At 67.4% G+C, this 25,670-nt stretch carries 23 protein-coding genes; 18 read left to right on the top strand and 5 right to left on the bottom strand.

From position 1 onward, the window contains the following. Positions 1-103 precede the first annotated feature (103 nt). The 4 genes from odhB to WS69_RS04165 all read left to right on the top strand — a co-directional run bounded on the left by odhB (position 104) and on the right by WS69_RS04165 (position 4,710). On the top strand, positions 104-1,375 hold the full coding sequence (gene odhB, locus WS69_RS04180) for a 2-oxoglutarate dehydrogenase complex dihydrolipoyllysine-residue succinyltransferase (RefSeq protein WP_059469551.1): 1,272 nt from the start codon (positions 104-106) through the stop codon (positions 1,373-1,375). Positions 1,376-1,471: 96 nt separating this feature from the next. Next, positions 1,472-2,902: a dihydrolipoyl dehydrogenase gene (gene lpdA, locus WS69_RS04175; protein ID WP_059469550.1), complete on the top strand. Its 1,431-nt coding sequence runs from the start codon at positions 1,472-1,474 to the stop codon at positions 2,900-2,902. A gap of 106 nt (positions 2,903-3,008) precedes the next feature. Beyond that, entirely contained in the window at positions 3,009-4,106 is a 1,098-nt protein-coding gene (gene zapE, locus WS69_RS04170) for a cell division protein ZapE (protein ID WP_059469582.1), read from the top strand. A 196-nt stretch (positions 4,107-4,302) separates the two neighbouring features. Beyond that, positions 4,303-4,710 carry a transposase gene (locus WS69_RS04165; RefSeq protein WP_059469549.1) on the top strand — a complete coding sequence of 136 codons (408 nt, stop codon included), beginning with the start codon at positions 4,303-4,305 and terminating at the stop codon, positions 4,708-4,710. 124 nt (positions 4,711-4,834) lie between these two features. On the opposite strand, the gene WS69_RS04160 is transcribed toward WS69_RS04165, so the two are convergent. The 4 genes from WS69_RS04160 to WS69_RS04145 all read right to left on the bottom strand — a co-directional run bounded on the left by WS69_RS04160 (position 4,835) and on the right by WS69_RS04145 (position 10,260). Further along, entirely contained in the window at positions 4,835-5,299 is a 465-nt protein-coding gene (locus WS69_RS04160; RefSeq protein WP_010104067.1) for a DUF2147 domain-containing protein, read from the bottom strand. Positions 5,300-5,517: 218 nt separating this feature from the next. Further along, positions 5,518-7,173 (bottom strand): ShlB/FhaC/HecB family hemolysin secretion/activation protein, encoded by a 1,656-nt coding sequence (locus WS69_RS04155; RefSeq protein ID WP_197419202.1) that lies wholly within the window; start codon positions 7,171-7,173, stop codon positions 5,518-5,520. Between the two features lie 163 nt (positions 7,174-7,336). Next, complete coding sequence (locus WS69_RS04150; RefSeq protein ID WP_059469547.1) at positions 7,337-8,638, bottom strand: collagen-like triple helix repeat-containing protein; 1,302 nt, start codon at positions 8,636-8,638, stop codon at positions 7,337-7,339. A 50-nt stretch (positions 8,639-8,688) separates the two neighbouring features. Next, a complete protein-coding gene (locus WS69_RS04145) occupies positions 8,689-10,260 on the bottom strand; it encodes a collagen-like triple helix repeat-containing protein (RefSeq protein ID WP_059469546.1) in 1,572 nt (523 codons plus the stop codon). Between the two features lie 634 nt (positions 10,261-10,894). Between WS69_RS04145 and WS69_RS04140 the strand changes: the two genes are divergently transcribed. From WS69_RS04140 to WS69_RS04075, 14 genes are all read left to right on the top strand, one after another. Continuing rightward, a complete protein-coding gene (locus WS69_RS04140; protein WP_162498962.1) occupies positions 10,895-11,092 on the top strand; it encodes a Flp family type IVb pilin in 198 nt (65 codons plus the stop codon). An 82-nt stretch (positions 11,093-11,174) separates the two neighbouring features. Next, positions 11,175-11,675: an A24 family peptidase gene (locus WS69_RS04135; protein ID WP_059469544.1), complete on the top strand. Its 501-nt coding sequence runs from the start codon at positions 11,175-11,177 to the stop codon at positions 11,673-11,675. Continuing rightward, complete coding sequence (locus WS69_RS04130; protein ID WP_059469543.1) at positions 11,672-12,139, top strand: TadE/TadG family type IV pilus assembly protein; 468 nt, start codon at positions 11,672-11,674, stop codon at positions 12,137-12,139. Before WS69_RS04135 ends, WS69_RS04130 begins: the two co-directional genes overlap by 4 nt. 86 nt (positions 12,140-12,225) lie before the next feature. Then, positions 12,226-13,137, top strand: a complete 912-nt coding sequence (gene cpaB / locus WS69_RS04125; RefSeq protein WP_059469542.1) for a Flp pilus assembly protein CpaB — start codon at positions 12,226-12,228, stop codon at positions 13,135-13,137. A 63-nt stretch (positions 13,138-13,200) separates the two neighbouring features. After that, a complete protein-coding gene (locus WS69_RS04120) occupies positions 13,201-14,526 on the top strand; it encodes a type II and III secretion system protein family protein (RefSeq protein ID WP_059469541.1) in 1,326 nt (441 codons plus the stop codon). 60 nt (positions 14,527-14,586) lie between these two features. Beyond that, positions 14,587-15,825 carry a fimbrial protein gene (locus WS69_RS04115; protein WP_059469540.1) on the top strand — a complete coding sequence of 413 codons (1,239 nt, stop codon included), beginning with the start codon at positions 14,587-14,589 and terminating at the stop codon, positions 15,823-15,825. A 3-nt stretch (positions 15,826-15,828) separates the two neighbouring features. Continuing rightward, the gene (locus WS69_RS04110) at positions 15,829-17,169 is read left to right on the top strand and encodes a CpaF family protein (RefSeq protein WP_059469539.1); all 1,341 of its coding nucleotides are present in this window, start codon (positions 15,829-15,831) and stop codon (positions 17,167-17,169) included. Next, a complete protein-coding gene (locus WS69_RS04105) occupies positions 17,162-18,184 on the top strand; it encodes a type II secretion system F family protein (RefSeq protein ID WP_059469538.1) in 1,023 nt (340 codons plus the stop codon). The genes WS69_RS04110 and WS69_RS04105 overlap by 8 nt, the downstream gene beginning before the upstream one ends. A 5-nt stretch (positions 18,185-18,189) precedes the next feature. After that, positions 18,190-19,209 carry a type II secretion system F family protein gene (locus WS69_RS04100; protein WP_059469581.1) on the top strand — a complete coding sequence of 340 codons (1,020 nt, stop codon included), beginning with the start codon at positions 18,190-18,192 and terminating at the stop codon, positions 19,207-19,209. Between the two features lie 27 nt (positions 19,210-19,236). Next, positions 19,237-20,217 (top strand): tetratricopeptide repeat protein, encoded by a 981-nt coding sequence (locus tag WS69_RS04095; RefSeq protein ID WP_059469537.1) that lies wholly within the window; start codon positions 19,237-19,239, stop codon positions 20,215-20,217. A gap of 21 nt (positions 20,218-20,238) precedes the next feature. Further along, positions 20,239-20,610: a DUF3613 domain-containing protein gene (locus WS69_RS04090; RefSeq protein WP_059469536.1), complete on the top strand. Its 372-nt coding sequence runs from the start codon at positions 20,239-20,241 to the stop codon at positions 20,608-20,610. Positions 20,611-20,617: 7 nt separating this feature from the next. Then, positions 20,618-22,426, top strand: coding sequence for a TadG family pilus assembly protein (locus WS69_RS04085; protein WP_059469535.1), 1,809 nt, complete (start codon positions 20,618-20,620; stop codon positions 22,424-22,426). A 16-nt stretch (positions 22,427-22,442) separates the two neighbouring features. Beyond that, positions 22,443-23,834 carry a sigma 54-interacting transcriptional regulator gene (locus WS69_RS04080; RefSeq protein ID WP_059469534.1) on the top strand — a complete coding sequence of 464 codons (1,392 nt, stop codon included), beginning with the start codon at positions 22,443-22,445 and terminating at the stop codon, positions 23,832-23,834. An 86-nt stretch (positions 23,835-23,920) separates the two neighbouring features. Next, positions 23,921-24,625 carry a DUF2968 domain-containing protein gene (locus WS69_RS04075; RefSeq protein ID WP_059469533.1) on the top strand — a complete coding sequence of 235 codons (705 nt, stop codon included), beginning with the start codon at positions 23,921-23,923 and terminating at the stop codon, positions 24,623-24,625. A gap of 140 nt (positions 24,626-24,765) precedes the next feature. Here the strand turns inward: WS69_RS04075 and hfq are convergent, their stop codons facing one another. Beyond that, on the bottom strand, positions 24,766-25,383 hold the full coding sequence (gene hfq, locus WS69_RS04070) for an RNA chaperone Hfq (protein WP_059469532.1): 618 nt from the start codon (positions 25,381-25,383) through the stop codon (positions 24,766-24,768). Positions 25,384-25,670 lie beyond the last annotated feature (287 nt).

Genomic DNA, 25,670 nt, shown 5'->3' with positions numbered 1-25,670 from the left:
CGCTTTCCCGCACGCTTTCGATCGCAGGCGCCGTGCGCCGCGACTCCCGACAGCGCGCGCAGACGTCTCGTCATTACCCAGATTAAGCATCCAGGAAATTCAAATGGCTATCGTAGAAGTCAAAGTCCCCCAGCTCTCCGAATCGGTTTCGGAAGCGACCATGCTGCAGTGGAAGAAGAAGCCCGGCGAAGCCGTCGCGCAAGACGAAATCCTGATCGAGCTCGAGACCGACAAGGTCGTCCTCGAAGTGCCGGCGCCCGCCGCGGGCGTGCTCGCGCAAGTGCTGCAGAACGATGGTGACACGGTCGTCGCCGACCAGCTGATCGCGACGATCGACACCGAAGCGAAGGCGGGCGCCGCCGCGGCTGCGGCAGGCGCCGCCGAAGTCCAGCCGGCAGCCGCGCCCGCTGCCGCACCGGCCGCGCAACCGGCTGCCGCCGCTGCGTCGAGCACGGCTGCCGCAGCACCGTCCGCCGCGAAGCTGATGGCCGAGAAGGGTCTCGCCGCAGGCGACGTCGCCGGCTCGGGCCGCGACGGCCGCATCACGAAGGGTGACGTGCTGTCCGCGGGCAGCGCGCCGAAGGCCGCTCCGGCCGCCGCGCGGGCGTTGGCCGCCGCGAAGCCGGCGCTGCCGGAAGTGAAGGTGCCGGCGTCGGCGACGACGTGGCTCAACGACCGTCCGGAACAGCGCGTGCCGATGTCGCGTCTGCGCGCGCGCATCGCCGAGCGTCTGCTCGAGTCGCAGCAGACGAACGCGATCCTGACGACGTTCAACGAAGTGAACATGCAGCCTGTCATGGACCTGCGTGCGAAGTACAAGGACAAGTTCGAGAAGGAACACGGCGTGAAGCTCGGCTTCATGTCGTTCTTCGTGAAGGCCGCGGTCCACGCGCTGAAGAAGTTCCCGCTCGTGAATGCGTCGATCGACGGTAACGACATCGTCTACCACGGCTACTTCGACATCGGCATCGCGGTCGGTTCGCCGCGCGGCCTCGTCGTGCCGATCCTGCGCAACGCGGATCAGCTGAGCCTCGCCGAGATCGAGAAGAAGATCGCCGAATTCGGCCAGAAGGCGAAGGACGGCAAGCTGTCGATCGACGAAATGACGGGCGGTACGTTCTCGATCTCGAACGGCGGCGTGTTCGGCTCGATGCTGTCGACCCCGATCATCAACCCGCCGCAGTCGGCAATCCTCGGCGTGCATGCGACGAAAGAGCGCCCGGTCGTCGAGAACGGCCAGATCGTGATCCGTCCGATCAACTACCTCGCGCTGTCGTACGACCACCGGATCATCGACGGCCGCGAAGCGGTGCTGTCGCTCGTCGCGATGAAGGACGCGCTCGAAGATCCGGCGCGCCTGCTGCTCGACCTGTAAGCACGCTTTTACCGCATCGAACCGCTGCGGCGAGCCGCGCGGGCGCCCCTTCCCGGGCGCCCGTTCGGCGCGCCGCAGCCAAATCAAAGGATTGTCATGTCGAAGGAATTTGACGTCGTCGTGATCGGCGCCGGCCCTGGCGGCTACATCGCGGCGATCCGCGCCGCGCAGTTGGGCAAAACGGTTGCCTGCATCGAAAAATGGAAGAACCCGGCGGGCGCGCTGAAGTTGGGCGGCACGTGCCTGAACGTTGGCTGCATCCCGTCGAAGGCGCTCCTCGCCTCGTCGGAAGAGTTCGAGAAGGCGTCGCATCACCTCGCCGACCACGGCATCAGCGTCGGCGACGTGAAGATGGACGTCGCGAAGATGATCGGCCGCAAGGATGCGATCGTCGAGAAGATGACGGGCGGAATCGAGTTCCTGTTCAAGAAGAACAAGATCACGTGGCTGAAGGGCCACGGCAAGTTCACCGGCAAGACCGACGCCGGCGTGCAGATCGAAGTGAGCGGCGAAGGCGAAACCGAAGTCGTCACCGCGAAGAACGTGATCATCGCGACGGGCTCGAAGGCGCGCCATCTGCCGAACGTGCCGGTCGACAACAAGATCGTCGCGGACAACGAAGGCGCGCTGACGTTCGATGCGGTGCCGAAGAAGCTCGCCGTGATCGGCGCGGGCGTGATCGGCCTCGAGCTCGGCTCGGTGTGGCGTCGCCTCGGCGCCGAAGTGACGGTGCTCGAAGCGCTGCCGGCATTCCTCGGCGCGGCCGACGAAGCGCTCGCCAAGGAAGCGGCGAAGCTGTTCAAGAAGCAGGGCCTCGACATCAACCTCGGCGTGAAGATCGACGAAGTGAAGGCGGGCGCGAGCGGCGTGTCGATCGCGTACACGGACAAGGACGGCAGCGCGAAGACGCTCGAAGCGGATCGCCTGATCGTGTCGATCGGCCGCGTGCCGAACACCGACAACCTCGGCCTCGAAGCGATCGGCCTGAAGGCGAACGAGCGCGGCTTCATCGACGTCGACGACCACTGCCGCACCGCGGTGCCGAACGTCTACGCGATCGGCGACGTCGTGCGCGGCCCGATGCTCGCGCACAAGGCAGAAGACGAAGGCGTGCTCGTCGCGGAAGTGATCGACGGCCAAAAGCCGCACATCGACTACAACTGCATTCCGTGGGTGATCTACACCGAGCCGGAAATCGCGTGGGTCGGCAAGACCGAGCAGCAACTGAAGGCGGAAGGCCGCGAGATCAAGTCGGGCAAGTTCCCGTTCTCGATCAACGGCCGCGCGCTCGGCATGGGCCGTTCGGACGGTTTCGTGAAGATGATCGCCGACGCGAAGACGGACGAACTGCTCGGCGTGCACGTGATCTCGCCGAACGCGTCGGACTTGATCGCCGAAGCCGTGGTCGCGATGGAATTCAAGGCGGCGTCGGAAGACATCGCCCGGATCTGCCATCCGCACCCGTCGTTGTCCGAAGTGATGCGCGAAGCGGCGCTCGCCGTCGACAAGCGCTCGCTCAACAGCTAAGCGCGAAAACGCAGCACCGCGCGCCGGCCGTCGCGGCCGGCGTCGCAGTTTCTCGGCGAAGGCGGGCGGGGTTTCCCGCTCGCCTTCGTTTTTGCCGGTTTGCATGATGAACGTCACCGAATACTACGAGCACGAGCTGAAGACGCGCGGCTATCAGTCCGATGCCGCGCAGCGCGCCGCGGTCGAACGCCTGCAGCGCTGTTATGGCGAATGGGTCGCCTACAAGGCGCGTCGCTCGAATGCGTTCAAGAAACTCGTCATTCGCCCGGATCTGCCGCGCGGCGTCTACATGTGGGGCGGCGTCGGGCGCGGCAAGAGCTTCCTGATGGACAGCTTCTATGCGGTCGTGCCGGTGCAGCGCAAGACGCGGCTGCATTTCCACGAATTCATGCGCGAAGTGCATCGCGAGCTCGAGGAGCTCAAAGGGCAGGCCGATCCGCTCGACGAGCTCGCGCGCCGCATCGCGAAGCGCTATCGGCTCATCTGCTTCGACGAATTTCACGTGTCGGACATCGCCGATGCGATGATCCTGTACCGGCTGCTCGACCGGCTGTTTTTGAATGGCGTGCAGTTCGTGATGACGTCCAATTACGATCCGGACGATCTGTACCCCGACGGATTGCATCGCGACCGCATGCTGCCGGCGATCGCGCTCTTGAAGGACAAGCTCGACGTGCTGAACGTCGACGCAGGCATCGACTACCGGCAGCGCACGCTCACGCAGGTGCGGATGTATCACACGCCGCTCGGCGCGGAAGCCGATCGCGCGCTGCGCCATGCGTTCGCGCAGCTCGCCGCGGTGCCCGACGAGAGCCCGATCCTGCACATCGAAAAGCGCGAGATCAAGGCGCTGCGCCGCGCGGACGGCGTCGTCTGGTTCGATTTCGCGACGCTCTGCGGCGGCCCGCGCTCGCAGAACGACTATCTCGAGCTCGCGAGCCGCTTCCATGCGATCGTGCTGTCCGAGGTGCCGCAGATGTCGCCGCGGATGGCGTCCGAGGCGCGCCGCTTCACGTGGCTCATCGACGTGCTGTACGACCACAAGGTCAAGCTGCTGATGTCGGCCGCGGTGCCCGCAGAGGATCTGTACATCGAAGGACCGATGGCGAACGAATTCAGCCGGACGGTCTCGCGCATCGTCGAAATGCAGTCGAAGGAGTATCTCGAGACGCCGCGACGCCTGATCGATACGTCGCTGACCTGATCCGACCCGACTGGCCGACGGTTGCATATTGCACGGCGCGAACCCCGAACGACCCGACCCGAATTCGAAAAAGCACGCCAGACGGTTAACTTCGGTTAATTCGGTATTAACTATTCTTAAATCGGCATGCGCGTCGTATCCAATGCCGATTCGTCTCGATATCGTTGCGTCATGTTCTTCACGAACGGAGAGACACATGACGCCGTATCGCGATATCAATGATGAGGAGTGGCAGCGCGTCGCTCCGTTGCTGCCCGAGCTGCGTCCGCGCAAGGAGTTGCGCGGCAGGCCGCTCGCGGATACGCGCGCGGTGCTGAACGGCGTGCTGTGGGTGATTTACAGCGGCGCGAACTGGTCGGCGATGCCGCGCCGTTTTCCCGCGTATCAGACGTGTCATCGCCGCTTCAAGGCGTGGCACGACTCAGGCGCGTTGAAGCGCGTGCTGGTCGAGCTGTTCGGCGCAGAAAGCGACGATCTGAGCGAGCTGATGGCGATGCGCATGCGGACGCATACGCGCTCGAAAGCGGCGGAAGCGCGCAGCGGCGGAGCGTCGACGACATCGACCGCGCCTCGCCGCGATCGCGCGCTCGAGCACATGATCTGACGCGACGCGCGCATGAAAAAACCGGCCTGGCGGAAATGCACAGGCCGGTTTTGTTTTGCCGCCAGCGTTCGCGAAACGCAGAACGCGAGCGTCGACAAGCCGCGCTTGTCGACGTCAAACGGGCTTATTGCGCAGCGCGCATCCAGGTCTGCGAGCGACCGAGCAGCGACACGCCGATGTAGCCGCGCACGACGAGCTTCTGGCCGCCTTCTTCGAGCTTCATCTTGCATTTGTAGACCTTGCCGTTTTCCGGGTCGAGGATGTTGCCGCCGTCCCAGCCGTCGCCTTCCTTCTTCATCGCCTTGATGATCGTCATGCCCTTGATCAGCTGATCCTTGCGTTCGTCGGTGCACGCGGTGCAGCGGCGATCCGGCGTGTCGTTCTCGCCGAGGCCCTTGAGAACCTTGCCCGACAGCTCGCCGCTCGAGTCTTCGCTGATTTGCACGAGCGCCTTCGGCTTGCCCGTGTGGTCGTCGATCGTCTGCCACGTGCCGATCGGGCTGTCCGCTTGAGCGAATGCGCTCGCAGCGCATGCGAGGAGCGCGCCTGCAACGGTGATCGAGCGCAGTGAACGGGTCATTTGAAACATGTCTTCCTCCTTGGATCGCACAATGTCATTTTCATCGGGCTCGCGGGCCGTTTGCGTCGAACGGCGATGCGTGCGAGCTTCGCGCAGAATACGTGAATCCGCGCGCCGCGTTTGATACAAGTGCTTCTAATCGACGTGAAGATGTGAAGTGAAAACGGAAGCGGCCCGTCGCATGACGGGCCGCGTGCGCGAAGCGAAGCGGGAAGGGCGCGAGCGCGTCAGTAGAGCTGATAGGAGAACGACGCATTCACGCGCGGGCTGCGCGATGCGCTCTCGATCGGCGAGTCGCCGACGGGCTTCGCGATCGACACGTCGAGGTTGTAGAAGCGGCTGTCGGTCAAGCGCACGCCGAGCCCGACCGACGACAGCCTGCGCGGCACCGGCGTGCCCGAATGCAGATACACGCGCGCCATGTCGTATACGACGTATGGCGTGATGTTCTTCAGATACGTGAAGCCCGGCGCGAATGCGCGATTGAGCTCGAGCGACGCGCCCCAGCCGGAATCCCCCGACGTCTCGCCCGGCTGATAGCCGAGCGCGAAGCGCTGCGCGCCGAACGAGATCTGCTCGGTGGTCGGCAACGAATCGGGGCTGTACTGGCCGGTGAGCTGCACGGTCGAGCCGATCTTGAACGGCCACTCATTCGTCTGCACGAACGTCGCGCCCGTGCGCACGAACGTCGTCGATGCTGGATTCGTCGCGGTGACGCCGGGAATGTTCGTGATGCCCGATTTCGACGCGCCGAGAATGTCGAACGCCTTCGCGACGTTGAAGCTCAGCTTCTGGACCTGCTTCGGCTGCACGCTCGTGTAGTCGAGCTGCATCTGCAGCACGCGCACTTGCGAGCGCGTGCCGATCATCGCACCCGTGATCTGGTTCTGGTAGCGATCTTCGCTGTGCGACGCGTAGCCCGACACCGTGCCGAGCAGGCTGCGCTGGTTGCTCAGCATCAGCGGATAGGATGCGGACAGGCCGAGCTTGTCGTTGATGACGGTGCGCTGGACGTTCGGCAGCACCGTCTGGTCGACCGACGGATTGCCACGGTAGTGACTCGCGTCGAGACGTGTGACGAGGCCGTTGCTGCCGATCGGCACGGCGCCGTTGAACGACACGTACGTCTGGTTGTTCGGGCCTTTCGGGAAGAGGGCGGAGATGCTCATCTGCTCGCCGAGCGAGGTGAGGCCGTTCTCGGTCACCGTGAAGAGCCCCTGCAAGCCGGGGTTGTTCGTGTTGAGCCCCGCGCTTACGTTGAACGGCTTGCGATCGACGTTGAGCTCGAGCGTCGTCGCGCCGTCGGTGTTCTGCGGCGGCGGCACGTTCGCCTTCACCGTGACGCCGGGCAAGAGGCCGAACGTGTTCACATAGCGCTCGAACGTCGCGCGGCGCAGCGGCCGGTCGTCCATGATGTGCGCGGCGATCGCGCGGACCTTCGGCTCCATCGCGCCGGGCCGGCCGGTGATCTTCACGTTCGCGACGTAGCCTTCGACGACCGTCACGCGCACGACGCCGCCTTCGAACGTCTGCGCGGGGATGAACGCGAACGACAGTGCGTAGCCGCGCGCCTGATACAGCTTCGTCACGCCGTTCGCCATTTCGATCAACTGGCCGATCGTGATGTCCTTGCCGACGAGCGGTGTGAAGCGCTGCGAGATCTCTTCGAACGGAATCGACTTGACGCCTTCGACCTGGAACGAAGTCGGCGTCAGATGGCGGGCGAGCAGCGCCTGCACCTGGACTTCCTGCGGCGCGACCTGCACGGTCACGCTCGGCCGCTGCGGCGTGTTGATTTGCGGCAGCGATTCGAGCGGGTTGCCGCCCGACCGGCTTTGCGCGTGCGCGGCGCCGGCGGCCGCAACGAGCGCGAGCAACAGCATCCAAGATTCGTGTCTGGATTTCATTGTGATTCCTCGTGGGCCTCTTTGTGCTTGTGATCTTCTAATGCAGATGCGCGGCATATCGCGCGCCGCGCATCGTGGTCTTCCGTTGTTCCAATCCGATTGCGCGCTCCCCGCCGGAGGGGGCGCGCAGTGCTTCGTATCACTTACTAATGCTGCCCAGCGTCCCGAGGGTGTTCGTCACCGGTGCGAGGAGCCCGGTCGAGCTGCCCGTCGACGAGGTCGCGCCGCCCGTGAGCGACGTGATGGGGGCGAGCGGATTCGTGCCGCCGCTCGATCCCGTCGCGCCCGTGAGCGCGCCCGTGACAGTATTCAGCAAACCGGTAACGGGCGCGAGCGGGTTTGTACTACCACCCGTGCCGCCGCTCGCGAGGCTCGTGACCGGTGCGAGCGGATTGCTCGCGCCGCCGGACGTGGCGCTCCCGCCGAGTGCGCCTCCGCCGAGGCTCGACAACACGCCGCTCAGCGGGTTGCTAAGCGTGGAGCCCGAGCCCGAACCCGAACCGGTGGCGACCGTTGCCGTCGAGCCGCCGACGAGACTCGTGATGAGACCCGGGATCGGCGCCGCTCCGTTCGGTGCGGCGGGATTGACGAGGCCGCCCGTGTTCGTCACGGTGTTGCCGACCGACGACACGAGCTGGCCGACGTCGCCGACGAGCGGCTGCGACGACGTACCCGCGATCTGATGGCCGGCCGAGCTGATCGCGCCGCCGACTTGCTGCAGCAGGCCCGACACCGGCTGGCCGACGCCCGTCGTCGTGCCGACCGTCTGAGTGACCTGGCCCGCCGTGATGACGAGCGGCGTCACGGCCGAGCTGATCGGCTGCGTGATCTGCTGGACGGGACCTGTCGACAGCGCGTTGCCGAGCATCGTGCCGGCCGCGTTCACGCCGTTCGCCGCCGTCGCGAGCGCGCCTGCGACGGGCGTCGTGACGGGCGAAAGCGGTGCGAGCGGGCCCGTGCCGACAGCCTGCACGGTCTGGCTGAGACCTTGCACGGTGTTGCTCGCCGCGCTCACGACGTTGCCGAGGCCGGCGACCGTCGTGCCGACCGGATTCTGCGTCGAGCCTATCTGGCCGAGGCCGTTGCTCACCGCGTCCGCCGCGGCGTTGAGGATGCCGCCCGTGCTGCCGACCGTCGCGCCGACGCCTTGCGTGACGCCGCTGCCGAGGCCCGGCACGCTCGTCGAGCCGATCGTGTTGCCGAGATCGGTCGCGGTCTTGCCGAGCGTGTTGACGACGCCGGACGTGCCGGTCGCGGTCGGCGTCGGGTTATTCGGGTTGGTCGGCGTCGTCTTGCCGCCGCTGCCGCTGTCGCCCGCGGACGGTGGCGCGGCGATGTCGCTGCCGCCGCACGCGGCGAGTACGCACGCGGTCGCGAGCGCGGTGAGCGGAACGCGCCAGGCCGCAAGCGCGGACGACGGAACGAAACGTTGCTGATTCATGATGCTGCTCCTCGCTGTCTTTTTTGATGCTGGGTGGGCGCCGGCCCGGTTTACTTCTTGATGCCGCCGAGCAGGCCGCCGACGAGCGACGTGACGGGCGACAGCAGGTTGGTCGACCCGCTCGTGCCGCTGCTCGTGCCGGTCAGTGGCGCGGTGAGGCTCGCGACAGGGTTCGTCGCGGCGGTCGTCGAGCTCGTCGTCGGCGCGGTCGTCGCGCCGCCGAGTGCGCCCGTCGCGGTCGACACGAGGTTCGTGACCGGGGCGAGCGGGCTCGTCGACGTCGTGCCGCCGGTGGCGCCCGCGAGCGCGCCCGTGACGGTCGACACGAGGCCGGTGACGGGGGCGAGCGGGTTGCTCGACGTCGTGCCGCCGGTGGCACCCGTGAGCGCGCCCGTGACGGTCGACACGAGGCCGGTGACGGGGGCGAGCGGATTGCTCGTCGACGTGCCGCCTGCTGCGCCCGTGAGCGCGCCCGTCACCGTCGACACGACGTTCGTCAGCGGAGCGAGCGGAGTGCCCGAGGTCGCTCCGCCGACGCCGCTCAGCGTGCCCGTCAGGCTGCCGACCGCGGCTGTGATCGGCGCGAGCGGATTCGTCGAGCCGGTACCGCCCGTCAGCAGGCCGCCGACCGACGTGATCGTGTTGCCGGTTGCCGACACCGTCTGGCCGAGGCTCGTCGTGACCGGATTGCTGCCCGTCTTCGTGATCAGCGCGCCGGCCTGGTTCAGGCCGCCGCCGATCGTGCCGAGCAGCGTGTTGACGGGCGCGCCGAGGCCCGTCACGTTGCCGACCGTTTGCGTCGTGCCCGTGACCATCGACGTGATCGGCGTGATCGCCGAGCTGACCGTTTGCGTCAGTTGCTGGACGGGGCCCGTCGACAGTGCGGTGGTGAGCGTCGTGCCGCCTGCGGTGATTGCGTTGCCGAGCGTGCTGACCGCACCGCCGAGCGGCGACGTGAGGGGCGACAGCGGCGCGAGCGGGCCCGTGCCGAGGCTCGTGACGAGGTTGCCCGTTTGCGTGACGGCGCCGCCCAGCTGGCTGACCACGCCGCCCGTGCTTGCGACGGTCGTGCCGATCGGGTTCGTCGACGAGCCGAGCTGGCCGATGCCGCTCGTCACGCCCGTGCCAAGCGCGCTGACGGCGCCGCCGAGGTTCTGGACGATGCCGCCGAGCGCTTGCGTCGTCTGCGGGTTCGCGCCGGGCAGCGTCTGGCTGCCGACGACGGTACCGACACCCGACACGGTCGAGCCGACGCCGCCGATGATGCCGCCCGTGTTGCCGGCGATCGTACCGAGCGCATTGACGCTCGACGAGGTCGACGTGCCGCCGCCGGAAGTCGAACCGCCGCCGGAAGTCGAGCCGCCGCCGGAAGTCGAGCCGCCGCCGGAAGTCGAGCCGCCGCCGGAAGTCGAGCCGCCGCTCGAACCCGAGCCGCTCGTGCCGCCCGAACCCGAACCGTCGCCCGTCGTGGAAATTGCGTTGCCGCTACTGGAGCCCGAGCCGTCGAGCCCCTTGCTGATCGAGCCGGAGCCGCCGCAAGCGGAGAGGGAGAGCATGGCTGCCACGGTGGCCGCGATCAAAGTCGTCCGGAGCGTGCCATGGGAAATCGTCTGGGTGTTCATATCGTCCTCGCATTGGTGTGTTGTCTGATCATTGGTGTGCTGCACTTGCGAGTGATTGCTCTGCAACTGGCGTGCCATTTCGCTGGACGAACTTTTCGGTGCGTGCAATGACTTCCCGCAAACCCTTGTCGGTAAAGGATTTGAGCGAGGCGGGACGTTGCTTGAAAAGGAGCGGGAGGTGCGCGCGGCGGCCGAGTTTTTATGCGTTCGTAACGTAACGCCACGCGCTTTGCGTTACGCGTGCGGCGTAACGTGCGCCCCATGCACGGGATGGGTCATCGATATTTGAATCGATCTTTTTGCCAATGAATTAGGTATATAGATCTAACCTATCGTAAGTCCTTATGTGTAAGGAGTACCGACAAGTCATAAAAATAAGCGTGCGCGCAGTCATGTTGTCTGATCAAAATTGACAAAAATGTGGAACAAAAAAAGGTTCAGATATAAGATTCGCTCGTGCACTAATTGTACGGCCTGGTACATCAGGGAATACGAGGAGGACGCCGCCGACATGAATGTTAACTTGTATCAAATTGTTAGAAACTCTTGAAAAAGGAGTTATAACGAAACCGCCCGATCCGACATTAAAGTCGAATGGCGGGGCAAGGTCGGCCGATAGCGAAAAGCAAGGCCAATGAGGACTCAAGGCACGAGGATCAACATGAAACAACTGATGAATCGCTTCCTCACGGAGGAGGCAGGGGTAACCGCGATCGAATACGGATTGATCGCGGGTCTCATCGCGGTGGCCATCGCGACGACGGTCGGCACGCTCGGTACCGACCTGAGCAACCTGTTCAGCACGATCGCCAGCAAATTGCCGGCGGCTTAACGTTTACTTCCAATTGCGCGTTACCACGAATTGCGGATTGCTTCGGCAATCCGCAACACGTCGCTGGGCGGCTGGGGCTGAAATGGTTCATTTATTCAGTATTGGGTTCTTTTTCGCCTGGACTGCGGCTGTTGCAATTGCTGATTGTCGCGATCGCCGTATTCCCAACGAATTGGTGTTCGTTGGTCTTGCTGCCGTTATCATTTTTACAGTCTGCCGACAAAATCCGTTCGAGACGACATTGGCCGGCGCATTGATCGGCGGGGTGGTCGGTCTCGTTTCCCTTTTTCCGTTTTTCGCACTGCGCGTGATGGGTGCTGCCGACGTCAAAGTATTCGCGGTGCTCGGCGCTTGGTGCGGCCTGTCGGTGCTGCCGTGGCTGTGGATCGTCGCGAGCATCGCAGCGGGCATTCACTCGCTCGGCCTCATGCTGCTGAGCCGCACGTCGTTCGGCACGCTCGGGCGTCACGGCGCGCCTGTGTTCGCGCTCGGCGCGCGCCGCTCCGCGCCTTATGCGGCGTTTCTCGCCGCGCCCGCCGCGGCATGGCTCGCCTATCTGGTTCATACCGGAGGCACGCGATGAAGCACGCGCTCGGACAGTTCCGGCCGCGGCGCTTCCAGCGCGGCGCGACCGCGATCGAATTCGCGATCCTGTTCCCCGTCTTCTTCATGGTCCTCTACGGGATCGTCACGTACGGCATGATCTTCGCCGCGCAGCAGAGCCTGACGCTCGCCGCGACGGAGGGCGCGCGCGCGGCGCTCAACTACCAGGTCGCGCAAACGCAGTCGGCGGCGCTCGGCCTGCGTGCAGCGGCCGCGTGCACGGCCGCGAGCAATCTGACGGGCTGGCTGACGGGCGCGACGTGCTCGACCTCGCAGAATTTCACCTGCTCGTACGACGCGACGATGTACTGCATCCAGGTGACGGTTACGTATCCGTATGCGGCCAATCCGCTCGTGCCGACGGTCGCGCTCTTCGACGCGGTGCTGCCGACGACGCTGACGAGCCAGGCGACGGTGCAGATCAACCCGACGAACATCATATGAACGTGATCGACTAGGCCGGGCCGCCGCGCCGCCAGCCGGTGCGGTTTTCTCCAACGACTTCTTTCGCCGCTGCACTGATAACAACCATGGCCAATCATCTGACCAAGATCATCGCGGGGTTGCTGATCGGGATCGCGATCCTGCTCGGCATTTACGCGTGGCTGCTCGGGCGCAAGCCGGCGCCCGCCGCGCCGAGCGCCGCGACCGCCGTCGCGACGGCGGTGGTGCCCGTCGTCGTCGCGACGCGTGCGCTGCCGGCGGGGCAGCCGATTCCCGCCGACGCGCTCAAGGTGCAGCAGATGCCTGCGCCGATCGCCGGCGCGTTTCCGAATCCGACGCTCGTCACGGGCCGCATCCCGGCGAGCGACATTGTCGCGCAGGCGCCCGTGCTCGAAAGCGAGCTGATGTCGGGGCTCGCCGACCAGATCGCGCCGGGCGAGCGCGCGGTCGCGGTCAAGGTCGACGACACGAACGCGGTCGGCAACCGGCTGCGTCCCGGCAACTTCGTCGACGTGTTCGTGAATATGAAGCGCGAAGGCAGCTTCGGTACGACTGGCTCGGAAATCTCGCAATCGCAGGCGCGGCTGCTGTTGTCGCGGGTGCGTGTGCTGTCGTTCGGCGACGCGACGGCCGATCGTGACGGCACGCCGGGCCCGACGGGCGCGGGCGCGCGCACCGCGGTGCTCGCGGTGCCGACCGCGCAGGTCGACGCGCTGACGCTCGCCGAAGCGAGCGGACGGCTCGTGCTCGCGCTGCGCAGCCCACGCGACGAAGACGTCGCTGCGCAGACGGTCGCCGTGCGCGCGTTAGGCGGCGCGGGGCCGTCGAACCAGGCGGCGGCGGGGCTCGTGTTGAGCGAGCTGTCGGGCAGCGGCGGCGCGCACGCGCCGGCGCCGCGTGCGGCCGCACCGCGGGGCGCGCAGGTGGCGGCCGCGCCGCGCGCAGGAGGCAGCATCGAAGTGATCCGGGGCGGGCGAGCCGAAACGGTCGCCTATTGATCGACAAATTGATTCGAACAGTGACGGCAGGGAGAGAGCCGGCTCGCGCCGGTTTCCGACACGATGAAAAATAGACTGATTGCATTGGCGATGGCGTTCGGCGTGTTGCTGTCGTTCGCCGCGCGGGCGGCGGAGATGGGGGCGATCGAGCTCGCGACGGGCGCGCAGCGGCAGATTTCCGTCGGCCGCAACGTGCAGCGGGTCGCGGTCGGCGATCCGAGCGTCGCCGACGTGCTCGTCGCGAAGGGCGGGCGAGGAAGCGTGCTGCTCGTCGCGAAGGCGGCCGGCTCGACGAGCCTGATGGTGTGGGAGCGAGGCCGCGACGAGCCGGCCGTCTACACGGTCAACGTCGTGAGCGGCGCCGCGCGTGCGCTGCTCGACGGCGGCTCGCCGAGCGTGAAGGCGTACGGCGGCACGGCGGTCATGTCCGGCTCGGCCGCGACGCTCGACGCGCATGCGCGCGCGCTCGCGCTCGGCAAGGGGATGGCGGGCAAGGACGGCGGCGTCGTCGACGCGTCGACGGTCGGCGGCAAGAACGTCGTGCAGGTCGACGTGCGCGTCGTCGAATTCAGCCGCTCGGTGCTCAAGCAGGCGGGCCTCAACTTCTTCAAGCAGAACAACGGCTTCACGTTCGGCTCGTTCGCGCCGAGCGGCCTTGCGTCGGTGACGGGCGGCGGGACGCCGTCGATGTCGGTGTCCGCGAACATTCCGATCGCGTCCGCGTTCAATCTCGTCGTCGGCTCGGCGACGCGCGGCCTTTTCGCCGACCTGTCGATCCTCGAGGCGAACAACCTCGCGCGCGTGCTCGCGCAGCCGACGCTCGTCGCGCTGTCCGGGCAAAGCGCGAGCTTTCTCGCGGGCGGCGAGATTCCGGTGCCGGTGCCGCAGTCGCTCGGCACGATCTCGATCGACTGGAAGCCGTACGGCGTCGGCCTCACGCTGACGCCGACCGTGCTGAGCCCGCGCCGGATCGCGCTCAAGGTCGCGCCGGAATCGAGTCAGCTCGACTTCGTCCATTCGATCACGATCAACGGCGTGACGGTGCCCGCGCTCACGACGCGCCGCGCGGACACGACGGTCGAGCTCGGCGACGGCGAGAGCTTCGTGATCGGCGGCCTGATCGATCGCGAGACGACGTCGAACGTCGACAAGGTGCCGTTCCTCGGCGATCTGCCGGTCATCGGCACGTTCTTCAAGCACCTCAGTTATCAGCAGAACGACAAGGAACTCGTGATCATCGCGACGCCGCATCTCGTCGCGCCGATCGCGAAGAACGCGTCGCTGCCCGCGACGCCCGGCGAGCTGTCCGAGCAGCGCGACGGGCCCGTATGGCGGTCGTATCTCGGCGGCGCGCTGTCGCCGGACGCAGGACCGGGGTTCTCGAAATGAGCGCGTGCCGCATCGACAGCGCGAGCGCCGCGACACGGCGCGCAACCGGAACGCTTCAACATGAACGCGAGAGCACAATCTTTGGCTGAGCCTGCCGTCACCGACTACTTCGTCTGCGCGTCGCCGCTTGGCGAACACGTGGACTGGCTCGCGCAGACGCTCGTCTCGGCGGGCGCCGTCGAGGCTGCGCCGCTCGAACCGACGGCGCTCGCGCAGCGGATCGCCGGGCTCAATCCGGTGCTCGTCTTCGTCGACTTCTCGGGCGGCCATGCGCAGGCGGCGAGCGCCGCCGCAGCCGCGGTGCGCCTGTCGCATCCTGGACTGCCGATCGTCGCGCTCGGGTCGATCGCGGAGCCGGAGAGCGCGCTCGCTGCGCTGCGCGCGGGCGTGCACGACTTCGTCGACTTCTCCGCGCCCGCCGAGGACGCGCTGCGGATCACGCGCGGGCTCCTCGATCACGTCGGCGAACAGCCGAGCCGCCACGGCAAGCTGATCGCGCTTCTCGGCGCGCGCGCCGGGATGGGGGCAAGCACGCTCGCCGCGAACCTGTCGGTGCTGCTGCAGAAGCGCTCGGCCGCGCAGGGACGGCAGACGGCGCTCGTCGATCTCGGGCTGCCGGCAGGCGACGGCGCGCTGTACCTGAACACGCGCTGTGAATTCGACTTCGTCGAGGCGGTGCGCAACCTGCGCCGCTTCGACCGGACCTTCGTCAACACTGCGCTCGCGCGCCATTCGAGCGGCGTCGCGCTGACGTCGCTGCCGCCGAATCTCGCCGGGCTGCGCGACGTGTCGTACGCGTCTTGCGTCGGACTGCTGAACCGTCTGCGCGCGTTCTTCGACTATCAGATCATCGACCTGGGCGGCTTCTCGAACCGCGACTTCGTCGCGCAGACCGCGTGCGCGGCCGACGAATCGTGGCTCCTGTGCGACCAGGGCGTCGCATCCGTCGTGTCGGCGGTCGAGCTGCTCGATTCGCTGCGCGACGCGGGCGTCGACACGGGCAACGTGCGTCTCGTCGTCAACCAGTACGATCCGGCGCTCGGCCTGTCGCCCGCGCAGATCGCCGAGCGCCTCGGCCTCTCGCTCGCCGTGACCTTGCCGTCGCGGCGCGTGCCGATCGGGCATGCGGCCAATCAGGGCAAGCTGATCGTCGACGTTGCCGAGCGCGACCCGTACGTGCGCGCGCTCGAGCCGCTCGTCGAACGCGTGACGGGTGGCACGGGGGCCGCCGCGTCGCGCACGGCGAGCGGTCTTTCCGCGCTCAAGCGCTTCATTCAACCCACCTCCAAGCGGTCGTAAGAGATGGCACACGACATTCAATTTGCCGACGGGGCGACGCCGTTCTCGCAAACGCAGCAGTTTCACGACATCAAGAACGCTGCGCACGAGCATCTGCTGACGCGCATCGAGGAGCTGGGCGCGGAGTTCGGACGCTGGTCGCGGCAGGCGATCAACCAGTTCGTCGATCTCGAGATCGACAGCTTCGTGCGGCTGCGCCGCATTCCGCTCAACGAAAACGAAGTGCGGGCGATCGCGGAGGCGCTGACGAAGGAGCTCGCGGGCTTCGGGCCGATCGAGGACCTGCTTGCCGATCCGCACGTCGAAGACATCCTGATCAACGGCTACAGCGACGTGTACGTGTCGAAGCACGGGATCCTGACGAAGCTGCCGGTGCGCTTCACCGACAACGCACATCTGCTGCGGATCGTGCGGCGCATCCTCGCGCCGATCGGCCGCCGTCTCGATGAATCGAACCCGATGGTCGACGCGCGGCTGCCGGACGGCGGGCGCGTGAACGTCGTGATCGAGCCGCTGTCGATCGACGGCCCGGTCGTGTCGATCCGCAAGTTCCGCAAGGATCCGCTCAAGCCCGCCGATCTGCTCGCGAACGGCACGTTCGACGACGAGATCGCCACGCTGCTCGAGGCCGCGGTCGCCGCGCGCTGCAACATCCTCGTGTCGGGCGGCACGAGCTCCGGCAAGACGTCGCTTCTGAACGCGCTCGCGTTCCACATTCCCGAAGCCGAGCGCGTCGTCACGATCGAGGATACGGCCGAGCTGTCGCTCAACCATCCGCACGTCGTGCGGCTCGAGAGCCGGCCGGGCGGTTTCGACGGCACGGGCGTCGTGTCGATCCGCGACCTTCTGCGCAACACGCTGCGGATGCGGCCGGACCGGATCATCGTCGGCGAAGTGCGCGGCGGCGAAGTGCTCGAGATGATGCAGGCGATGAACACCGGCCACGACGGCTCGATGGGCACGATCCATGCGAGCTCGCCGCGCGAATGCCTGTACCGCCTCGAAATGCTCGCCGGCTTCGCAGGCTTCCAGGGCACCGAATCGAGCCTGCGCCGGCAGATCTCCAACGCAGTCGACTTCATCGTGCAGATCGGGCGGCTGTCGAACGGGCGGCGGCGGATCCTGTCGGTCACCGAAGTGACGGGACTGTCGGACAACATCATCGCGACGCAGGAGCTCTATCGCTACGAGCCGCGCGTGAACGCGGACGGCGACGAGATCGACGCGTGGGAATCGCTCGGCATCCATCCGCATTCGCCGAAGCTCGCGCGCTTCAGGCAGATGCTCGCGGGCGGCGGCCGCGGCGGCGAGCCGTTCGGCCGCGGCGGGGGCTTCAATGTCTAGCGCGGCGCTCTTCGCGCTCGCCCTCGCGCTCTTGTGCGCGGCGGCGGCGCTCGCGCTGTGGCGGCGCGGCGAGGCGACCAAGGAGCGCGCGCATGCGGCGCGCTACATCGACAGCCGGCTCGAGCCCGGCGCGCGCCCGGGCGCGCAGCCGAAGGCGCCGCTCGCGGGCGAGTCGACGCGTGCGGCCGCGTCTGCGTCTGCGTCCGCCGCGGGCGCGGCGGGCGGCGCGCCGGGCGCGAAGCCTGCCGACGGTTTCGGTTTCGCGCGATGGCGCGAGCGCGCGGCCGACGCGTGGCTCAACGTATCGAACCGCGCGGGCGTGCCCGAGATTCGCACGCCGCTGATCCTGCTCGTCGCGGCGACGCTCGTCGCGACGCTGTGGACGGGGCTGCGCGGCGGCTTGCTCGCCGCCGTCGCGACGCTCGTCGCGGGGGCGACGCTCGTCCTGTTCTGGCTCGTGTCGCGGATGCAGAAGCGGCGCCTGCAGATCGTCCGGCAACTGCCGTCGTTCCTCGACGGCATCGTGCGGCTCGTCACGCTCGGCAACAGCGTGCCCGCCGCGTTCCAGGCGACGCTGCAGACGACCGAGGCGCCGCTGCGAGGCTGCCTCGATCACGTGTCGCGGATGCTGCGATCGGGCGTCGAGATCGATCGCGCGATGGTCTATATCGCGGCGCTCTATCGGATCAAGGAATTCGAGCTCGTCGGCTCGGTGCTGCGGCTGTCGGTCAAGTACGGCGGCCGTGCGGACGTGATGCTCGACCGGATGGCCGTCTTCATGCGCGACCTCGAGCAGGCGGAGCGCGAGCTCGTCGCGATGTCGGCGGAGACGCGGCTGTCAGCTTGGGTGCTCGGCGCGCTGCCCGTCGGAATCGGCAGCTTCGTGATCGCGACGAATCCGAAGTACTTCAGCGCGATGTGGCTCGACCCGACGGGGCGCCAGCTCGTGTATCTCGCGTTCATCCTGCAAGTCGGCGGCGGCTACTGGCTGTACCGGCTCGCCAGATTGAGGTGACGACGATGGATTCCAGCCGTCTCGGCGCGATTGCGCTCGCACTCGGTGCACTCGGCGTGCTGATGCTCGCCGTGCTCGCGATCATGCGGATCGTGCTCACGCAGCGCACCGGCCGCGCGCTCGCCGACGCGCTCGACCAGCGCGCGGCCGCGCTGGAAGCGGCCGCCGCGCGGACGACGGCAGGCGCCGCGGCCGCGACCGGCGTGCCGCGTCCGCCCGCCGCGGATGCGGCGCCCGCCGAGCGCCAGCCGCGTTTCGCGACGCTGCTCGACCGCGCGGGCAAGTTCGGGATGCGATTGCTCGACACGCGGCTCGGCAAGCAGATCGTCGCCGACGAGGACCGGATGCTGCTCGAGCAGTGCGGGTACGTCGACGCGCACACGCGCGGCATTTTCCTGAGCGCGCGGATCGCGAGCGGGATCGCGCTGCCGGCCGCCGTCGCGATCGTCGGCGGCGAGACGGCCGGCACGCATCTGAGCGCGTGGGTCGCGCTGTCCGTCATCATCGGCTTCATGCTGCCGAAGATCTACGTGCGTCGCCGCGCGGCGGCGCGCCGCCAGTCCGTCGTCGACGAGATGCCGCTCCTCGTCGACATGCTGCGGCTCTTGCAGGGCGTCGGGCTGTCGCTCGACCAGAGCATCCAGGTCGTCACGAACGACTTCAAGGGGATGCTGCCCGTGCTGTCGTCGGAACTCGGGATCGCGCAGCGGCAGTTCGTCGCGGGCCGCACCCGCGAGCAGTCGCTGCAGCGCCTCGCGATGAGCTTCGACAACGAGGATCTGCGCGCGATCGTGCGCTTGCTGATCCAGGTCGACAAGCACGGCGGCGCGGTGCAGGAGCCGCTCAAGCAGTTCGGCGACCGGCTGCGCGAAGTGCGCCGCGCGATGCTGCGCGAGCGGATCGGCCGCCTCACTGTGAAGATGACGGGCGTGATGATCGTCACGCTGCTGCCCGCGCTCTTCATCGTGACGGCGGGACCGGGGATGCTCGCTGTCACGCATGCGCTCACAGCCGCGCGTCGTTAGCCGGCGCGCAACGAAGGAAGGAACGACATGAGACGAAGCAGCTTTTCTCCGATGACGACGACGACGGCGGCGCTCGCGATGCTTGCGCTGTCGCTTGCCGCGTGCGGGTCGTTCAAGGAGTCGGGATACGGGATCGGCGCGCAGGCCGAGCGCGCGGCGCTGATGCAGGCCGCGGCCGACAAGAACGCGCCGCCCGACACGCCCGGCATGTATCTCGGGCTGATCGGCCGGATGCAGTCGCAAGGGCTCTATTACGCGTCGCTCGCGCACATCGACGCGTACGAGAAGCAGTACGGCGCGTCGCCGGATACGGTCCTGCTGCGTGCGGATGCGCTGCGCGCGACCGATCAGCCGGCTGCGAGCACGGTCGCGTACAGGCAGTTGCTGAACACGCCGCTTGCCGCGCGCGGCTATCGCGGGCTCGGCCTCTTGGCCGGCGCGTCGGGCGATTTCGACGCCGCGTCGCAGGCGCTCGCGCAGGCGGCGACGCTCGCGCCGACCGATTCGCTGACGCTGTCCGATCTCGCCTATGCGCGGATGCGCGGCGGCGACGTCACGGGCGCGCGCGTGCCGCTGATGAAGGCGGCCGAGCTCGACCAGAACAATCCGAAGATCCTGAGCAACGTCGCGCTCTTCCTGCTAGCGACGGGGCAGACGCGCGACGCGCTCGGCTTGATGAATCAGCTGAAGCTCGCGCCCGCGGTGCGCACGGAAATCCGCAACGACGCGACGAAGATCGCGGCCGCGTCGCGCGCGCGGCAGCGGGCGCTCGCGCGTCCGGGCGCGCCGAACGCGACCGGCTCGGCGAGCGCGACGGGCGGCGCCAATATGGCGGGCATCGTCGCCGGGGCGTTGGGCGTGATAGGCGCCACAGGCGCCACAGGCGCGATGGGCGCGGCCGGCGCCAAGGGCGCAACGGCCGTCGCGGGGGCGCCCGCGCCCGTGGCGTCGGCATCCTCGTCGGGCTTCGAGCCGACGGTGCCGCTCTTGCAGCGATTCTCGCAATGACAGACGTGACACGGAGCCGACATGACGACGCATGACCACATCAAGACCGCCGCGGCCCGCCCCGGACGCAGCCGCGCGCTTTGCGCGACGCTCGCGCTGGCGGGTGCGCTCGCGGGCGCGGCGGGCGCCGCCCGCGCGCAATCGCAGCAAGGCGCGACGCCTGCCGCATCGGAAATCGGCCACGTGACGCACACGTGGCTCGAATGGCAGGCGAGCAACCGCGACGCGGGGCCGTCGCAGCCGATGATCGGGGAGGCGGCGTCGATCGCGTACGAGCGCTATCTCGATTCGTTCAAGACCAAGATTCCGGCGTTCTACGGATCGGCGGCGAGCATGAGCGGCGGTGGCGGCGGGACGGGCTCACCTCTCACGCCGGCGTCGCCTTCTCAGTGAGGTTCGCATGCCGTTAGCTCGCCGTTGCGTCGATGGCCGGCCGTCCGCTCGCGGACGCCGGACGATCGCGCGCGAACGCGGCTCGTTTGCCGTCGTCGCGGCGGTCTGGATGCTCGTCGCGATCGCGGCGCTCGGCGCGGTCGACATCGGCAGCGTGTTCTTCGCGCGCCGCGACTTGCAGCGGGTCGCCGACATGGCAGCGCTCGCCGCCGCGCAGAAGATGGACGACCAGTGCACTCAGCCTGCCGCTGCCGCGAACGCGAACGCGCGCTCGAACGGCTTCGACCCGACGAAGAGCGGCAACACGCTCGCGCTTTCGTGCGGGCGCTGGGACACGCAGAGCAACGCGGGGCCGAGCTATTTCAATACGACGTCGACGCCGCTGAACGCGGTGCAGGTGACGGCGACGCAGAGCGTGCCGTACTTCTTCCTCGGCCCGTCGCGCACGGTCAGCGCGACGTCGACCGCGAAGGCGACCAACATCGATCAGTTCACGGTCGGCACGACGCTCGCGAGCCTGCAGGGCGGCCTCGTGAACAACGTGCTGAACGCGCTGCTCGGCGCGAATCTGAGCTTGAACGTGCTGTCGTATCAGGCGCTCGCGTCGACGCAGATCAAGCTCGGCGACCTGATGGCGGCCGCGAACGTGCTGACGGTCAATGAACTGCTGTCGACACAGGTGACGGCGGGGCAGTTCGCGCAGCTGACGCTGACCGCGCTGTCGCGCACCCGGGTCGTGAACGCGAACCTGCAGGCGAGCGTCGCCGCGCTGCAGGCGATCGTCGGCGCGAATCTGGGCGGCGGGAAGTTCAGCATCGGCAGCCGGTCGGGCGGGCCCGGAGTGTTCGCGCTCGGCTTGTCCGACACGCAGGCGGCCGCCGACGCGAAGATCAACGTGTTCGACGCACTGATGGTCGCGGCCGAGGTGGCGGCGGCGGGTAAGCCGGCCGTCGACGTCGCGACGGGGTTGCAGCTCGCGGGCCAGGGCGCGACGCTGAAGCTGCAGATCATCGAGCCGCCGTCGATCGCGATCGGCGAGGCGGGAACGGACCCGAAGACGGGGGCGTGGCGCACGCAGGCGAACAATGCGCAGATCCGGTTGTATGTGAAAGTGAGTCTCGGCACCACGGGGCTGTCGCCCACCGGCGTGCTGTTGCCGCTCGCGCTGCTCGTGAGCCTCGTGCAGAACCTGATACAGGTCGATCTGAGCCTGCCGATCGCGCTGCAGGTCGCGACAGGCTCCGCGTGGCTGCAATCGACGAGTTGCGCTGCAACCGCCGCAGCGAGCCGCGCGACGATCGTCGTGCAGCCGGGCCTCGCGAACCTGTGCGTGGGCGACCCGCCGACGGATCTTTCCGCGCAGCAGACGTTCGCCTGCGACGCGCCTGCGACGATTGCATCGATCGGCCTGGTGAACGCACCGCTCCTGCAGGTCAAGTCGGCCGTCGCGCTGCCGGCGGTCGTGCCGAAGGCCAGCGCCGCGACGCTGACGTTCAACGGCGTGACGGGTGACGCCGACGACTACCAGACGGCGAATTCGAACGCGGTGGGCTCGGTGCTCGCGAACGCGCTGTCGGGCGCCGCGCAATCGCTGACGGGGCAGAATGGCCTGACGCTCTATGTGCTCGGTGTGCCGGTGCCGGTCGGCAGCACGCTCAATCCGGTGGTGACGGTTCTCCTGAACCAGCTCGGCCCCGTGCTGAGCTCGCTCGATCAGGTCGTCGTGCCGCTCCTGAACCTGCTCGGCGTGCAAGTTGGCGCGGCGACAGTCCACAACGAGGCGCTGACCTGCGGCACCGCGCAAACGGTTTATTGAAGAAGTCACGATAACGATGAGAAACACGAACGCAATCGAGGGACTCGACCTGTACGTCTGGGAGGGCAAGGCCGACATCGTCGACCGGGTCGCACGCTGCATGTCGAGCTTCGAAGTCGAGGTGATCCGCGCCGACAACGAGGTGCTGTCGCCGGAGCGGACCGCGATGCGGCCGTCGCTCGCGATCATCAGCGTCACGATGATCGAAAGCGGGGCGGCGTTCCTTCGTAGCTGGCAGTCGGACATCGGCATGCCGGTCGTCTGGGTCGGCGCCGCGCGCGATCACGATCCGTCGCTGTACCCGCCCGAGTATTCGCATGTCCTGCCGCTCGACTTCACGTGCGCGGAACTGCGCGGGATGATCTCGAAGCTCGCGGTGCAACTGCGCGCGCACGCGGCAAAAACGCTCGAGCCGAGCGCGCTCGTCGCGCATTCCGAGTGCATGCAGGCGCTTTTGCAGGAAGTCGACACGTTCGCCGACTGCGACACGAACGTGCTGCTGCACGGCGAGACGGGCGTCGGCAAGGAGCGGATCGCGCAGCTGCTGCACGAGAAACACTCGCGCTACTGCATGGGCGAGTTCGTGCCCGTCAACTGCGGCGCGATTCCGGACGGCCTGTTCGAATCGCTGTTCTTCGGGCACGCGAAGGGCTCGTTTACGGGCGCGGTCGGCACGCACAAGGGGTATTTCGAGCAGGCCGCGGGCGGCACGCTCTTTCTCGACGAAGTCGGCGACCTGCCGCTCTATCAGCAGGTCAAGCTGCTGCGCGTGCTCGAGGACGGCGCGGTGCTGCGTGTCGGCGCGACGGCGTCCGTCAAGGTCGATTTCCGGCTCGTCGCGGCGAGCAACAAGAAACTGCCGCAGCTCGTGAAGGACGGCCTCTTCCGCGCGGACCTGTACTACCGGCTCGCAGTGATCGAGCTCAGCATCCCGTCGCTCGAGGAGCGCGGTCCCATCGACAAGATCGCGCTCTTCAAGTCGTTCGTCGCATCGGTCGTCGGCGACGATCGCCTCGCGGCGCTGCCGGAGCTGCCTTACTGGCTCGCCGAAGCGGTCGCCGATTCGTACTTCCCCGGCAACGTGCGCGAGCTGCGCAATCTGGCCGAACGGGTCGGCGTGACGGTCAGGCAGACGGGCGGCTGGGACGCGGCGCGGCTGCAGCGGCTCGTCGCGCATGCGCGCAGCGCCGCGCAGCCGGTGCCGGCCGAGAGCGCGCCCGACGTGTTCGTCGATCGCAGCAAGTGGGACATGACCGAGCGCAGCCGCGTGATTTCCGCGCTTGACGCAAACGGTTGGCGTCGGCAGGATACCGCACAGCATCTCGGGATCAGCCGCAAGGTGCTGTGGGAAAAGATGCGCAAATACCAGATTTTCGACGAGGAGCCTGAAGCACGGGAAAGCGAGTGAAGCGCGGCTGCGAGGCAGCCGGCAGACATGCATTCGAAAAACTACAACATCGAAGCAGGAAAAACACAATGAGCCACATACGGGGAATGGGGCGCGTCTTCGTCGCGATCGCGGCGGCGGGCGGCCTCTGCGGCGCGCATGCGCAGGCATTGGATGGCGACGGCGGCGCGTCGCCGGTGTTGACGGCGTCCGCCGTGCCGGCGGCATCGGCCGTTTCGGCGCCGGCCGTCGTCAACCTGTCGGCGCCGAGCGCGCCGACGGCCGCGAGCGTCGACGCGAACGGGCAGAGCACGATCGACGAGTTGCAACGGCAGATCCAGGCGCGCGAGCTGACCGAAATGCGCACGACGTACAACGGCAGCTACGGCGCGAGCCTGCTGTTCAACGTCGAGGAAGGTACATACTTCATCGCGCTGTTCCAGCAGAAGGCGTTCTGGCGCGTGATCAAGACGGCGAACGATGCGCGTGCGGAAGCGGTCTACCGCGATTTCGCGAAACAGTCCGAGAATCTCGCGGTGAGCGAGCTCCAGGCCGCGAAGCTCGAGTCGCAGAAGGCGCAGACGGACCGGCAGATCGCCGCCGCGCAGGAGCGGGCGAACCGGCTGCAGGCGGATCTGAACATTGCACGCGAGCAACGGGCGGCCGTCGCGAGCCGGCAGAAGGACAAGCTCGACGAGGCGGTCGCGCTGCAGGCGCAGAAGAACGAGCTGCAGGATCAGCTGCGCAAGCTGCAGAAGCAGGTGCGCTCGCTACAGAGGCAGGCTGACGCTGGATTGCCGAGAGTACGGTAATCACAAATGGGGCGGGGCGGAACCGGACGGCCCGGCTTCGGGCGAGCGCCGGCTTTCGCCGCGATGTGCGCTCCCGACGCTCAATGAGAAAAAGGGCAAGCCGTTCACCGGCTTGCCCTTTTTCGTATGGACGGAGGCGCTTATTGGCCGTCAGTCGGGCCGAGCGAGCGGCGGCGGCGCGTGACGATCACGGGGCCGTTGCGCTCTTGCGCGCCGGACGGCGTCGACACGCCGTCTTGCGGCTCGCGCGGCGCGCCGTATGATTCACGGGGCTCGCGCGGTTCACGCGGCTCGCGCGCGCCGTAGCCGTCGCCGCGGGATTCGCGGGAACCATAGCCGCCGCCGTCGCGGGATTCGCGAGCACCATAGCCGCCGTCGCCGCGGGATTCGCGGGAACCATAGCCGCCGCCGTCGCCGCGGGGCTCGCGGGAGCCGCCGCCGTGCGAACCATACGGACCGTGGCCGCCGCCTTCGCGCCCGCCGGAGCGGCCGCCGCCGCCGTGCGGCCCGCCCGGACGCGGCCCGCGCGGGCCGCCCGGACGGGAGCCGCCCGTGTCGAGCTGGATCGTCGAGATGGCGCGTTTATAGATGCCTTGCAGGCCGACGGGCGTGCGCAGCATCACCAGGTACTGGTCGAACGACTCAATGCACCCCGTCAGGCGAATACCGTTGACGAGATAGATTTCGACGCGCTTGCGTTCCTTGCGCGCGGCATTGATGAAGTCGTTTTGCGGATGGGATTCTGCAGGATTGGCCATTAAAAAGCGGCAGATGCCGGCGTCAATTAAGAGTTATGCGTTTCGCCGCATGCGAACTTACACAGCGTTGGGCGGGATTTTACCCTGTTCGAACCCGATGCGCGCGCGAGCGTTTGTGTCCAACCGTTACCCACTATAGACGGTCCCGTGCATTTGCGCGATCCGTCCAATCGGATAAAGCGCGTTTGGCCGCACTTTCGTTACGTCGGGTTACAGCTCTCGCATGGCCGTTGCACCTGGTGCCGTGCAGGTCCGCTAGAGTGCGTTCACGAAGTCGGCCAGGCCGG

Origin of the sequence: Burkholderia sp. BDU5, from assembly GCF_001522845.1 — a bacterium.
Lineage (GTDB): Bacteria > Pseudomonadota > Gammaproteobacteria > Burkholderiales > Burkholderiaceae > Burkholderia > Burkholderia mayonis.
Note: the sequence above shows the minus strand (reverse complement) of the source record. Positions and strands in the feature narration are given on the sequence as shown.

Bases quoted from the DNA above. Each gene is read 5' to 3' on its own strand.
- odhB (WP_059469551.1), top strand. From the start codon at position 104: ATGGCTATCGTAGAAGTCAAAGTCCCCCAGCTCTCCGAATCGGTTTCG.
- lpdA (WP_059469550.1), top strand. From the start codon at position 1,472: ATGTCGAAGGAATTTGACGTCGTCGTGATCGGCGCCGGCCCTGGCGGC.
- zapE (WP_059469582.1), top strand. From the start codon at position 3,009: ATGAACGTCACCGAATACTACGAGCACGAGCTGAAGACGCGCGGCTAT.
- WS69_RS04165 (WP_059469549.1), top strand. From the start codon at position 4,303: ATGACGCCGTATCGCGATATCAATGATGAGGAGTGGCAGCGCGTCGCT.
- WS69_RS04160 (WP_010104067.1), bottom strand. From the start codon at position 5,299: ATGTTTCAAATGACCCGTTCACTGCGCTCGATCACCGTTGCAGGCGCG.
- WS69_RS04155 (WP_197419202.1), bottom strand. From the start codon at position 7,173: ATGCTGTTGCTCGCGCTCGTTGCGGCCGCCGGCGCCGCGCACGCGCAA.
- WS69_RS04150 (WP_059469547.1), bottom strand. From the start codon at position 8,638: ATGAATCAGCAACGTTTCGTTCCGTCGTCCGCGCTTGCGGCCTGGCGC.
- WS69_RS04145 (WP_059469546.1), bottom strand. From the start codon at position 10,260: ATGAACACCCAGACGATTTCCCATGGCACGCTCCGGACGACTTTGATC.
- WS69_RS04140 (WP_162498962.1), top strand. From the start codon at position 10,895: ATGAGGACTCAAGGCACGAGGATCAACATGAAACAACTGATGAATCGC.
- WS69_RS04135 (WP_059469544.1), top strand. From the start codon at position 11,175: ATGGTTCATTTATTCAGTATTGGGTTCTTTTTCGCCTGGACTGCGGCT.
- WS69_RS04130 (WP_059469543.1), top strand. From the start codon at position 11,672: ATGAAGCACGCGCTCGGACAGTTCCGGCCGCGGCGCTTCCAGCGCGGC.
- cpaB (WP_059469542.1), top strand. From the start codon at position 12,226: ATGGCCAATCATCTGACCAAGATCATCGCGGGGTTGCTGATCGGGATC.
- WS69_RS04120 (WP_059469541.1), top strand. From the start codon at position 13,201: ATGAAAAATAGACTGATTGCATTGGCGATGGCGTTCGGCGTGTTGCTG.
- WS69_RS04115 (WP_059469540.1), top strand. From the start codon at position 14,587: ATGAACGCGAGAGCACAATCTTTGGCTGAGCCTGCCGTCACCGACTAC.
- WS69_RS04110 (WP_059469539.1), top strand. From the start codon at position 15,829: ATGGCACACGACATTCAATTTGCCGACGGGGCGACGCCGTTCTCGCAA.
- WS69_RS04105 (WP_059469538.1), top strand. From the start codon at position 17,162: ATGTCTAGCGCGGCGCTCTTCGCGCTCGCCCTCGCGCTCTTGTGCGCG.
- WS69_RS04100 (WP_059469581.1), top strand. From the start codon at position 18,190: ATGGATTCCAGCCGTCTCGGCGCGATTGCGCTCGCACTCGGTGCACTC.
- WS69_RS04095 (WP_059469537.1), top strand. From the start codon at position 19,237: ATGAGACGAAGCAGCTTTTCTCCGATGACGACGACGACGGCGGCGCTC.
- WS69_RS04090 (WP_059469536.1), top strand. From the start codon at position 20,239: ATGACGACGCATGACCACATCAAGACCGCCGCGGCCCGCCCCGGACGC.
- WS69_RS04085 (WP_059469535.1), top strand. From the start codon at position 20,618: ATGCCGTTAGCTCGCCGTTGCGTCGATGGCCGGCCGTCCGCTCGCGGA.
- WS69_RS04080 (WP_059469534.1), top strand. From the start codon at position 22,443: ATGAGAAACACGAACGCAATCGAGGGACTCGACCTGTACGTCTGGGAG.
- WS69_RS04075 (WP_059469533.1), top strand. From the start codon at position 23,921: ATGGGGCGCGTCTTCGTCGCGATCGCGGCGGCGGGCGGCCTCTGCGGC.
- hfq (WP_059469532.1), bottom strand. From the start codon at position 25,383: ATGGCCAATCCTGCAGAATCCCATCCGCAAAACGACTTCATCAATGCC.